Raw genomic sequence first — 12,452 nt, 5'->3', positions numbered from 1 at the left:
TGTATCTGCAGTAATTGCGATAAACAAATAGAGGTTTAGGTTGTTATGATCCCAATATTATAACAACCTAAACCTTTTTTTATGAATATAAAAAGCTGGAGCAGTATGCTGCTCGTTTTATGTCTATGTTCTGCGGCATTGGCTCAGAAAGGCAACCGCTATTTGGGAACAAAGCTTCCGCAAGGTTGGGGGATTTCGAGAGATGATAATCTGTTTAGTGAACAGATACAACCCGTAGACGACAAATGGTGGGAAGTCTTTGCCGACCCGGTGTTGGACTCGCTTATCTCAGTAGCATCTACACAAAATTTTTCCGTATTATCTGCTATGGATCGTATAAACATGGCGCAGGCGAATTTGCGGATACAACGAGGTGCTTTCTTTCCTTCTATTTCATTGGATGCCGGGTGGGAACGGGAGCAGAGTAGTGGAAATGTAAGTTCACTTCCCAAATCTATTTCTTCAGTTTATAGCGCTTCTCTTAATACTAGTTGGGAGCTGGATGTATTTGGCAGTATCCGTCAGCGGGTTAAAGCACAGCGGGAAAATTTTGCGGCCAGTAAAGAGGAGTATACCTCTGTCATGATTTCCTTGTGTGCCCAAGTGGCATCTGCCTACATCGGTTTACGGGAGTTACAACAAGAACTGAAAGTCGTAACTGATAACTGTAATACTCAAGCGGCTGTACTCGGTATTACTGAAACGCGTTATAAGACGGGACTTGTGTCTAAACTGGACGTATCACAAGCCAAATCTGTATATTACAGTACTAAAGCTTCTATTCCGCAATTGGAATCGGGTATCAATCAGTATGTTACAGCCCTTGCTGTCTTGTTGGGTACTTATCCCCAATATATCCGTCCTATATTGGAAAGAACCTCGAAGCTACCTGACTATATAGAACTCATCGGGATGGGAATTCCTGCTGACCTGTTACTTCGCCGTCCTGATATTCGCCAAGCTGAACGGCAAGTCAATGCACAAGCCGCCCTGTTAGGTGCCTCGAAAAGCGATTGGTTGCCTCAGTTTTTCCTAAAAGGTTCTATCGGTTATTCTTCGCGTGATATAAAAGATTTAACCAAACAGAACAGTATGACTTTTGAGATAGCCCCAAGTGTCACTTGGACATTATTCAGTGGTACCAAGTTGGTGAATGCTACTCGATTGGCACGTGCACAACTGGACGAAACGATCCATCAGTTTAATCAGACGGTACTTACTGCCGTACAAGAAACGGATAATGCCATGAACGGATACCATAATTCCATACAACAGATTGTTGCTTTGCGTGAAGTATGTAACCAAGGTGAAGAAACGTTGAAACTGTCTTTGGATCTGTACAAACAGGGGTTGTCACCTTTTCAAAATGTATTGGATGCTCTTAGGTCATTGCTAACTTACCAAAATCAGCTTGTACAGGCACAAGGTGGTTCATTACAACAGTTAATATCACTTTACAAAGCATTGGGAGGAGGATATGAGTTAATTGATAATTGATAATTTAAGCCGAAACATATATATGAAAAATCAAATGTATATCACTTTATTTATCTTGCCGTTATTGGCAGGGTGTGGGAATAAAAAAGAAACGGTACGTACAATACCTGTTCCGGAAATAAGTGTGGCCCGTCCATCTGTGCAAGACATTACATTGACGAAAGAATACCCGGGCTATCTGACTTCTGAAAAGACGGTGGATCTGGTAGGCAGAGTTAACGGAACTTTACAAACCATAGCCTATGCACCGGGTAGCCGGGTACGTCAGGGACAAGTACTTTTTGTCATCGAACCTACGGTATATCTGGATAATGTGCATCAGGCAGAAGCTACACTTAAAACGGCCCATGCCAATCTGGAATATGCACAGAATAACTATGAACGTATGCAGGAAGCTGTAAAGACGGATGCGGTCAGTCAAATCCAAGTATTACAGTCCAAATCGAATGTAGCAACTTCACAGGCTGCCGTAAGCAACGCAGAAGCAGCACTGAATACGGCTCGTACCAATTTGAGTTATTGTACCATTCGCGCCCCGTTTGACGGGACTGTCAGTCGCAATCGGGCTGATGTTGGAAGTTATATCAGTGGAGGAATACAACCTGTAACATTGGCCACTATCTACAAGGATGATCATCTGTATACTTATTTTAATGTATCTGATAATCAGTGGATTTCTATGTTGATGCAACAAGGAGACTCCATTCCGCGGAAAGTGGCTGTCAGTCTGGGAAAAGACGGAGTTTCGAGTTATCCGGCTACTTTGGACTATCTTTCGCCTAACGTAAACCTGAATACCGGAACGTTGGATATTCGTGCCCGTCTGGATAATCCCAAAGGACTATTGAGAAGCGGATTATACGTCAGTATCACTCTACCTTACGGGGAACAAAAACAAGCGGTACTGATACCCGATGCTTCTATCGGTACCGACCAGTTGGGAAAATATATCTATATCGTCAATGATTCGGATATTGTCCGCTACCGGCATATTGAAACCGGACAATTAGTAGGAGATAGCCTTCGCCAGATAAAGGAAGGGCTTTCTCCGCAAGAACGCTATGTTACCAAAGCATTGATGAAAGTAAGGGACGGGATGAAAGTTCATCCCGTTGGCAACTGATTATTGACTCATTTTAATAAATAAGACCATATGTTCTCAAAGTTTTTCATAGACCGTCCTATATTCGCTACCGTACTGGCGTTGCTTATCGTCGTGGCAGGATTGGTCACACTCAATATCCTTCCTATTGCACAATATCCTGAGATAACGCCTCCCACCGTACAGGTGAGTGCCGTTTATCCGGGAGCCAATGCGCAGACAGTAGCCCAAACGGTGGGTATCCCTATCGAGCAACAAGTCAACGGAGTAGATGGAATGCTTTATATGTCTTCCAATTCTTCTTCTTCAGGAGCTTACTCTTTGACAATTACTTTTGCAGTAGGTACGGACATCGATATGGCTACCGTACAGGTACAAAATCGTGTCAGTGTAGCCCAGTCCTCATTGCCGACTCCTGTTGTGGTACAAGGTGTCACGGTACAGAAGCAGTCGAGTAACATAGTGATGTTTCTCACGATGAAATCAGACAGTAAAGATTACGATGGATTATACCTTAGCAATTATGCCAAACTGAACCTCGTAGACCAGTTGACGCGTGTTCCCGGTGTGGGGGCAGTCAATGTAATGGGGGCGGGCGATTACTCCATGCGTATTTGGTTGGATCCCGCTGCCATGCGTATCCGTAATCTTTCACCTGTTGATGTGTATCAGGCCATTCAGGCGCAAAACGTAGAGGTGAGTGCCGGAAACGTGGGACAACCCGTTGGCGATGATAATAAAAATGCATACCAATATAGTTTGACCGTAAAGGGCCGGCTTACTTCTCCCGAAGAATTCGGTAATATTATTTTGCGTACCGAAGCGGGAGGGAAGATACTGCGGTTGGGTGATGTGGCTAAGATTGATCTTGGTTCAGCTTCGTATAGCGTTGTTTCACAGCTTGATGGAAAACCTACTGCTGCCATTGCCATTTATCAGCAACCGGGTAGCAATTCGCTGGATGTATCCAAAGGGGTGAAGGCGAAGATGCAGGAACTTACGCAGAATTTTCCGGTAGGTATACAATATGATGTAACGCTGGATACAACAGACGTTATCCATGCTTCTATTGACGAAGTGATGGTGACTTTTCTCGAAACTACCATCCTTGTTGTATTTGTTATCTTCCTTTTCCTCCAGAACTGGCGGGCGGTTATCATACCTTGTATCACAATTCCCGTGTCACTGGTTGGTACGTTGGCAATTATGGCATTGTTTGGCTTTTCTATCAATACATTGACGTTGTTCGGGTTGATACTTGCCGTAGCCATCGTGGTAGACGATGCCATCGTGGTGGTGGAGAACTCCACCCGTTTATTGGATACGGGAAAATACTCAGCACGCCAGGCTGTTACGGAGGCGATGGGGGAGATTACAGGTCCTATTGTAGGAGTAGTTTTGGTGTTGTTGGCAGTATTCATACCGACTACGCTGGTGAGTGGTATTTCAGGGCAGCTATATAAACAATTTGCTTTGACAATTGCCGCCAGTACCGTATTGAGTGGAATAAACTCATTGACACTTACACCGGCACTTTGCGCATTGATGCTGCAACCTACAAAACCTTCTAAATTTCCTCTTTATAAAGGATTTAATCACTTGTATGATAAGACACAAGGTGCGTATGACAAAATAGTAAACTTTCTGCTGAAACGTCCGTCGGCAGCAGTATTGTCTTATGCTGTTTTCACGTTGATTGCCATTATGATGTTCGTTAAATGGCCCTCTACATTTATTCCTGAGGAGGATGATGGTTATTTCTTGGCTGTGGTACAACTACCTCCGGCTTCAAGTTTGGAACGTACTCAAGTGGTTGGCCGACAAATCAATGCGATATTGGATACCTATCCGGAAGTAAAAGATTATATCGGCATTTCCGGCTTTTCGGTAATGGGAGGAGGTGAACAAAGTAATGCCGCTACCTATTTTGTCGTGTTGAAGAACTGGGATCAGCGTAAAGGTAAGAAGCATACGGCTGCCGCCGTTGTCCAACGTTTCAATATGGAGGCATATAGTATACAAGAAGCTGAAATATTCGCTATGGTTCCTCCCGCCATTCCCGGTTTGGGAGCTACGGGGGGCTTGCAGTTGCAATTGGAGGATCGTCATAACCTCGGTTCCACTGAAATGCAACGTGCTATAGAAACACTGATGGAGAATTATCATGATTATCCTGCATTGGCATCTGTCAGTAGTCAATATCAGGCAAATGTACCACAGTATTTCCTGGATATCGATCGTGACAAAGTGCAACTCATGGGGATTCCACTGAACGGTGTGTTTACTGCTTTGGGATATTATATGGGAGATGCATACGTGAATGATTATGTACAATTCGGGCATATTTATCAGGTAAAACTGGGAGCGGGTGACCACGCCCAGCGTATCATCGGAGATGTGCTGAATTTGAGTGTTCCAAATGCTTCGGGAGAAATGGTTCCTTTCTCGTCATTTACCCGGGTGGAGGAGCGGTTGGGCATGGATCAAATTAATCGTTATAATATGTATTCCACCGCTGCCGTTACTTGTAATATAGCTCCTGGAAGTAGTTCGGGAGAAGCTATCAAGCAAATGGAAAACCTGATAAAAGACCAGCTTGGCAATGAGTTCGGTTACGAGTGGACATCAGTGGCCTATCAGGAAACACAGGCGGGAACAACTACTTCCGTAGTTTTCATTATGGCATTGATTGTAGCATTCCTTGTTCTTGCTGCTCAATACGAGAGTTGGACCAGTCCGGTGGCGGCGGTTATGGGACTTCCGGTAGCTTTGCTCGGTGCCATGTTTGGATGCTACGTTATGGGGACACCGGTCAGTATTTATACTCAAATCGGTATAATTCTGCTTGTTGCTCTTTCTGCTAAAAATGGTATTCTGATAGTGGAATTTGCCCGTGATTTCCGCGCACAAGGTAATTCTATCCGCGATGCTGCTTTCCAGGCGGGGCATATCCGGCTACGCCCAATCCTGATGACTTCGCTGGCATTTGTGTTGGGTGTGATGCCATTATTATTTGCAACAGGAGCGGGAGCGGGTAGCCGTGTTGCCCTTGGTGCCGCCGTAGTGTTTGGTATGGCTTTAAATACATTACTTGCTACGGTTTATATTCCGAATTTCTATGAACTGATGCAGAAGTTGCAGGAGAAGTTCAGCAGTAAGAAGGAAGTGAAGTGAGAGGAAACGTAGTTTTCATATAAAGACTACCCAACTGAGACAAGATACATACAGCCCTTTGCGGAAAAAAATTCCCAATCAGGATCTTGCCATTATTCTTCCTGACGGGCGGAAATATTACATAGCCGTTTTCATCATGAATTCGTGTGAAACGGATGAAACCAATGCTGAGATCATTGCTCATGTATCGCGCATGATATATGATGTGATGAAATAAAGAGTGGGGGCTTTACCGTAATGATATGGTAGCTTAACTGTAATGAAATAGGGACTTATCCCCTTTCTGTTTTATACAGAATTCCCAAAACACCCGGATGTTACGCTGTAAAACATGGGGATGTTTTGAGTGATAACATCCGGGTGTTTTCATATAAAACATCCGGGTGTTTTGATGGAATATATCCGGGGGTTATTGCCTTTCGGTATGGTAGTGAAAAGGATTTGGTCCTGGCGAGAAAGACGTTCAAAGCTATAGGCTTTGATACTCAGGAATATCGTGCAGAAAAATATATGTGTTATGTTCGTAATCCATCCGGCAACAATAGTGCTGTAATCCGTTGCTGACAATGAGGTAATCTACTTTCAACACCATGTTGTAACGAGTTATCTGGTCGAAAACCTTCTGTGTGATTTCAATATCGGGAGCTTTGTACTCCACAATCATCCGGGCGGTAAGATCACGTCGGTAAAGCACCGTGTCGCATCGTTTCTTTGTACTGTTCAATTGAACCTGGACTTCGTTTGCCATAAGTGCCTGTGGATATCCTTTATGAGCAAGAAGAAAGTGTACGAAGTGTTGCCGTACCCATTCCTCAGGGGTGAGAGCAACATATCGACGACGTATTACGTCGAATATAACATTTTTTCCGTTCCTTGCGGCAATTTTAGCATCGAATGCTGGTAGGTTTAACGATAACATTTACTACATTTGTAAGTTAAATAATGGTCTCCCAAACCTTGGGGAATACAAATTTAATAAAATCTTATGAAAACAAAAGAAGAAATCGTAGCTAATTGGCTACCTCGTTACACAAAACGTAACCTGGAGGATTTTGGGGAGTATATTCTGCTGACTAACTTCAACAAGTATGTAGAAATATTTGCGGGGCAATTCAATGTTCCGATCCTTGGTAAAGACGCCAATATGATATCGGCCAGTGCAGAAGGAATTACTATTATCAATTTCGGTATGGGTAGTCCTAATGCTGCTATTATCATGGATTTGCTGAGTGCCATACATCCTAAAGCCTGTTTGTTTTTAGGTAAATGCGGTGGTATCGACAAGAAAAATAAGATAGGGGATCTTATTCTTCCTATTGCCGCTATTCGTGGTGAAGGTACTTCCAATGATTATTTTCCACCCGAGGTGCCGTCACTTCCGGCTTTTATGTTGCAGCGTGCTGTTTCTTCTGCCATCCGTGACTATGCCCGTGATTACTGGACAGGTACTGTATATACTACTAACCGGCGTATTTGGGAACACGACGAAGCATTTAAGGAATATCTGAAGAAAACACGTGCTATGGCTGTTGATATGGAAACTGCAACTTTATTCAGTTGTGGCTTTGCCAATCATATTCCAACCGGTGCTCTTCTGTTAGTGTCAGACCAGCCCATGATTCCTGAAGGAGTGAAAACGGATAAAAGTGACAATTTGGTAACCAAGAATTATGTGACCGAACATGTAGAAATCGGTATTGCATCATTAAAGATGATTATTGATGAAAAGAAAACTGTAAAACATCTGAAATTCGACTGGTAAACCAATATGGCAAAACAAGAGATTACTTGTGACGATATTTTGAAGGAGTTGAGAGCTAAACAATATCGTCCTGTCTATTATCTGATGGGAGAAGAACCGTATTATATCGATCTTATTGCCGACTATATTACAGATAATGTCCTGACTGAAACGGAGAAAGAATTCAATCAGACTGTTGTTTATGGCGCGGATGTAGATATAGCTACGGTTATCAATGCTGCTAAGCGATATCCGATGATGTCTGAGTATCAGGTTGTAGTGGTAAAGGAGGCTCAGAATATCCGTAATATGGAAGAACTTTCTTTCTATCTTCAAAAACCTTTGCTTTCTACTATATTGGTGATATGCCACAAACATGGCGTATTGGACAGAAGGAAAAAATTAGCAGCCGAAATAGAAAAATCAGGTGTTTTATTTGAATCTAAGAAGATGAAGGATGCCCAGTTACCGGCATTTATTTCTTCTTATATGAAACGTAAGGGAGTAGACCTCGAACCTAAGGCAACTGCAATGCTTGCTGATTTTGTAGGAACTGATCTTAGCCGTCTCACCGGAGAACTGGAAAAGCTGATTATTACACTTCCAAAAGGTCAGACACGTGTTACTCCTGAACAGATTGAGCGGAACATTGGAATTAGTAAAGACTACAATAATTTTGAGCTTCGTAGCGCAATCGTCGAAAAGGATATTTTAAAAGCCAATAAGATAATAAAATATTTTGAAGAAAATCCGAAAACAAATCCAATTCAAATGACTTTATCTTTACTTTTCGGCTTCTTCTCTAATTTAATGTTGGCATATTATGCACCTGAAAAAACAGAGCAGGGTATCGCTAATTTTGTAGGCCTGAAAAGTCCTTGGCAATCTCGCGAATATATATCTGCTATGAGACGGTATAGTGGAGTGAAAACAATGCAAATTATTGGAGAAATCAGATACGCAGATGCCAAATCTAAAGGAGTAGGCAATTCTTCACTAAATGACGGAGATATTCTGCGGGAATTGGTATTTAAAATCTTACATTAATTCTTTGAAAAGTGTATTGCTTTACTACGGGTAATGGGTGTACCCCTTTACCCAATATGGTTGTATCATTTTAAATTCTATAGCTAGATCCTTTTACCTAAATAATCCCTTCTTCTTTTATTCAAAAAGTAAAATCATTCAATTTTTTTATTTGGCGGTTGTTCTAAATCTTACAATATTGGGATAATGCATTGACATACAATTTATTGTGTTAAAAATAAGACTCTCAGAATTGTTTTTTTTCAATCAGTCGGAGATTTATACGGAAATAAAGCATTGTCAGCCAATTTTCATGTTTCCCAAAAGTATTTATAAGAAAATAAGAAAATTAATCGATGTGATAGTTGTTGTATGCAACTATGTAAGTTTATTATTGTAATATTTGACTATTACGTTTATATGGCAATCCCTTTTGTGATATTTCTTTTGTGAATATACTAAGCTGTTTACGGATGTAAATAATGTAAATTAAATCAAGGAATATATGTTTTACAAATGTTTATCTATACGGCTTAACAAGATGTATTTGTATATATAAACTTCTGAATATCTATTGAATATTATATTTTATTAAATAGTTTAATGAAGATAAGGAGAAGATGCCGATAAAACAAATGTAATATAGGCTTTTAAGTGAATATTATGAGATATAATATAATGAATTTCAGTATATTATAATATTTTGTTAGAGCTAAAATATAATGTTGTAAGTAGTTTGTTTTTGGCAGTAATAACTGTGTTATTAACTTTTGGAATATTCATTATACAAATGTAAAACCTTGGTATTTACAATTATAATTTGCATTTGTGATTTTCTTTTTTTACTTTTGTGATCAAGATTGATGAATATACAATTGTAATTATGCCTGTATTATGAGTATAAAAGACAGATTTAAAATGATTATGGATCGGGAGAAAATGACAGCTGGAGCATTTGCAGAAAGTATTGGAGTAGCTCAAGCTACTATCTCTCATATTTTAGGTCCCCGTAATAAGTATCCAAGTACGGAAGTTATTCTTCGGCTACATCAGCGGTATAATGACATAAATCTGGAATGGTTACTTACCGGCAATGGTAATATGAGTAATGATGGTAATAATTCCGATTTTGTTGAAGACGGTAGTTTCGACTACCCTTTATTTGCTGAGAATCCCGAAAATCTGTCCAATGGACCGAGTGCAGCGGAAAATCGCAAGGAAATTGCATCAGAAATGCTCCAAAAAGTACCTAAAGAGATTGTAAAACAAGAGATTATCTATAAAGAAAGACCTCCTAGGAGAATTACTGAAATAAGGATTTTCTTTGATGACAATACTTATGAAACATTTAAACCCGAAAATTAAGGAGTGTAAAGATGGATAGTGCAAATAAATTTGTGTCTGCATTCAGTTTGCACTATCTTTGCAAACAAAAGATATAATTCCTTCTTTTTTGATGATATGAAAAAATATATTTTAGATCTGACTGTGACAGAGAATGTCCGATTGCATGCTAACTATGTATTGTTAAAACTGACTTCTCCGTCTCCGCTTCCGGAAATGCTGCCGGGACAATTTGCGGAAATTCGCGTAGACGGTTCACCTACTACTTTCCTACGTCGTCCTATTTCTATCAATTATGTGGATAGACAGAAGAATGAGGTATGGTTCCTTATACAACTTGTTGGTGACGGAACCAAGCGTTTAGGGGAAGCTAAAGCTGGCGATATGATCAATGTAGTACTCCCGCTGGGAAATTGCTTCACAATGCCTGAAAATCCCTCTGATAAGCTTCTTTTGATAGGAGGTGGTGTGGGTACGGCTCCAATGCTTTATTTAGGTGAACAATTAGCCAAAAATGGTAGTAGACCAGTATTCTTGTTAGGGGCTCGAAGTGATAATGATTTGCTCCAATTGGAACAATTTGCTGCCTATGGTGAAGTATATACTACTACAGAAGATGGTAGTCATGGAGAAAAAGGTTATGTTACGCAGCATTCTATATTAAATAAGGTGGATTTTGAACAGATATATACTTGTGGTCCGAAACCGATGATGATGGCTGTGGCAAAATATGCCAAAAGTAAAGATATCAACTGCGAAGTATCTCTGGAAAATATGATGGCTTGTGGTATAGGTGCTTGCTTATGTTGCGTGGAGAATACTACAGAAGGCCATTTGTGTGTATGTAAAGAAGGTCCGGTTTTTAATATAAACAAACTATTATGGCAGATTTAAATGTAAATATAGGTGAATTACAAATGAAGAATCCCGTTATGACGGCTTCTGGGACATTTGGATATGGTGAAGAATTTGCCGATTTCGTCGATATATCGCGAATAGGTGGTATAATTGTAAAGGGAACTACTCTTCACAAACGTGAAGGTAACCCTTATCCGCGTATGGCGGAAACTCCATCGGGCATGTTAAACGCTGTGGGACTGCAAAATAAGGGTGTGCATTACTTTGTTGAACATATATATCCGCGTATCAAGGATATAAAAACTAATATGATTGTAAATGTTTCGGGGTCGGCTATAGAAGATTATGTTGAAACTGCATCTATTATCAATGATCTTGTAAATATTCCTGCTATAGAATTGAATATTTCCTGTCCTAATGTGAAGCAAGGAGGAATGGCATTTGGGGTCACGACCAAAGGAGCTGAGGAAGTGGTAAAAGCTGTACGTGCGGTATATAAAAAGACACTTATCGTAAAGCTCTCACCGAACGTAACGGATATCACTGAAATTGCTCGTGCGGCAGAAAATGGGGGGGCAGATAGTGTTTCACTCATTAATACCTTGCTAGGAATGGCTGTAGATGCGGAACGTAGGTGTCCGGTACTATCTACGGTAACAGGTGGAATGTCCGGTGCGGCTGTGAAGCCTATTGCGCTACGCATGGTATGGCAAGTTGCTAAAGCGGTAAAAATACCTGTCATTGGGTTGGGGGGTATTATGAACTGGAGAGATGCAGTGGAATTTATGCTTGCAGGTGCTTCTGCTATTCAAATAGGTACGGCAAACTTCATAGATCCGGAGATTACAATAAAGGTTGAGGAAGGTATCGATGACTATCTTAATAGACATGGATATAAGTCTGTAAAGGAGATTATCGGCGCACTTGAGGTATAATGAAAAACAAAAGATTGCCATTCGCAGGTATAATTCATAAAAAAGGACATTTGTAAGCAAATGTCCTTTTTCTTTTTATTTACACTTTTGACTTTACTCTCCCAATAAGTCCGGGCGTAATTTCCGAGTCCTTTCGAGTGACTGTTGAAGTTCCCATTCCTTAATTTTTGCCTCATGGCCAGATAGTAAAATATCAGGAACTTTCCAACCATTGTAATCAGCAGGCCGTGTATAAACTGGAGCAGCCAGTAAATTGTCTTGGAATGAGTCGGAAAGTGCAGATTGCTCATCGGAGATTACGCCAGGGATAATTCGTACAATAGCGTCTGCCATAACGGCGGCGGCGAGTTCACCTCCTGTCAGTACATAATCTCCTATACTGATTTCTTTCGTAATGAGATGTTCGCGAATACGGTAATCAATACCCTTAAAATGTCCGCAAAGAATAATAAGATTTTGGGCTAGCGAGAGTGCATTTGCCATCGGCTGGCAAAACTGATCGCCATCGGGGGTAGTAAAAATCACCTCATCGTAATTTCTTTCGGCTTTTAAAGCATTGATACATCGTTCTATAGGTTCTATTTTCATCACCATTCCGGCAAATCCACCAAAGGGATAATCGTCCACGCGACGATATTTATCTTTTGTATAGTCACGGAGATTGTGGATGTGAATTTCGGCAAGCCCCTTATTTTGAGCACGTTTCATAATGGAGCAATTAAAGAAACCTTCAATCATCTCCGGTAAGACTGTGATAATATCAATTCGCATAAAA

The 12,452-nt window shown here is 40.8% G+C and carries 10 protein-coding genes and 1 pseudogene; 9 read left to right on the top strand and 2 right to left on the bottom strand.

The genetic code is table 11. The features are described 5' to 3' along the window. The first annotated feature begins 81 nt into the window (after positions 1–81). The 4 genes and pseudogenes from C1A09_RS06015 to C1A09_RS06000 form a co-directional block, all read left to right on the top strand. Complete coding sequence (locus C1A09_RS06015; protein ID WP_101542814.1) at positions 82–1,497, top strand: efflux transporter outer membrane subunit; 1,416 nt, start codon at positions 82–84, stop codon at positions 1,495–1,497. Positions 1,498–1,519: 22 nt separating this feature from the next. Continuing rightward, positions 1,520–2,620 (top strand): efflux RND transporter periplasmic adaptor subunit, encoded by a 1,101-nt coding sequence (locus C1A09_RS06010; protein ID WP_101542990.1) that lies wholly within the window; start codon positions 1,520–1,522, stop codon positions 2,618–2,620. A gap of 30 nt (positions 2,621–2,650) precedes the next feature. Beyond that, positions 2,651–5,773, top strand: coding sequence for an efflux RND transporter permease subunit (locus C1A09_RS06005; RefSeq protein WP_101542813.1), 3,123 nt, complete (start codon positions 2,651–2,653; stop codon positions 5,771–5,773). Positions 5,774–5,864: 91 nt separating this feature from the next. Beyond that, positions 5,865–5,990, top strand: a pseudogene (locus tag C1A09_RS06000) (class A beta-lactamase); the annotation flags it as partial. A 252-nt stretch (positions 5,991–6,242) separates the two neighbouring features. On the opposite strand, the gene C1A09_RS05995 reads toward C1A09_RS06000, so the two are convergent. Continuing rightward, on the bottom strand, positions 6,243–6,692 hold the full coding sequence (locus C1A09_RS05995; protein WP_101542812.1) for a type I restriction enzyme HsdR N-terminal domain-containing protein: 450 nt from the start codon (positions 6,690–6,692) through the stop codon (positions 6,243–6,245). A 66-nt stretch (positions 6,693–6,758) separates the two neighbouring features. On the opposite strand from C1A09_RS05995, the gene C1A09_RS05990 reads away from it, so the two are divergent. From C1A09_RS05990 to C1A09_RS05970, 5 genes are all read left to right on the top strand, one after another. Beyond that, complete coding sequence (locus C1A09_RS05990) at positions 6,759–7,535, top strand: AMP nucleosidase (protein WP_101542811.1); 777 nt, start codon at positions 6,759–6,761, stop codon at positions 7,533–7,535. A 6-nt stretch (positions 7,536–7,541) separates the two neighbouring features. Continuing rightward, on the top strand, positions 7,542–8,561 hold the full coding sequence (gene holA / locus C1A09_RS05985) for a DNA polymerase III subunit delta (RefSeq protein WP_101542810.1): 1,020 nt from the start codon (positions 7,542–7,544) through the stop codon (positions 8,559–8,561). An 873-nt stretch (positions 8,562–9,434) separates the two neighbouring features. Continuing rightward, positions 9,435–9,905, top strand: a complete 471-nt coding sequence (locus C1A09_RS05980; RefSeq protein ID WP_101542809.1) for a helix-turn-helix domain-containing protein — start codon at positions 9,435–9,437, stop codon at positions 9,903–9,905. A 96-nt stretch (positions 9,906–10,001) separates the two neighbouring features. Beyond that, on the top strand, positions 10,002–10,778 hold the full coding sequence (locus C1A09_RS05975) for a dihydroorotate dehydrogenase electron transfer subunit (RefSeq protein WP_101542808.1): 777 nt from the start codon (positions 10,002–10,004) through the stop codon (positions 10,776–10,778). Then, a complete protein-coding gene (locus C1A09_RS05970; protein WP_101542807.1) occupies positions 10,766–11,677 on the top strand; it encodes a dihydroorotate dehydrogenase in 912 nt (303 codons plus the stop codon). Before C1A09_RS05975 ends, C1A09_RS05970 begins: the two co-directional genes overlap by 13 nt. A gap of 93 nt (positions 11,678–11,770) precedes the next feature. On the opposite strand, the gene trmD is transcribed toward C1A09_RS05970, so the two are convergent. Further along, complete coding sequence (gene trmD / locus C1A09_RS05965) at positions 11,771–12,448, bottom strand: tRNA (guanosine(37)-N1)-methyltransferase TrmD (protein ID WP_101542806.1); 678 nt, start codon at positions 12,446–12,448, stop codon at positions 11,771–11,773. Between the last annotated feature and the right edge of the window lie 4 nt (positions 12,449–12,452).

Source organism: Bacteroides cutis (genome assembly GCF_900241005.1).
GTDB classification, from domain to species: domain Bacteria; phylum Bacteroidota; class Bacteroidia; order Bacteroidales; family Bacteroidaceae; genus Bacteroides; species Bacteroides cutis.
Note: the sequence above shows the minus strand (reverse complement) of the source record. Positions and strands in the feature narration are given on the sequence as shown.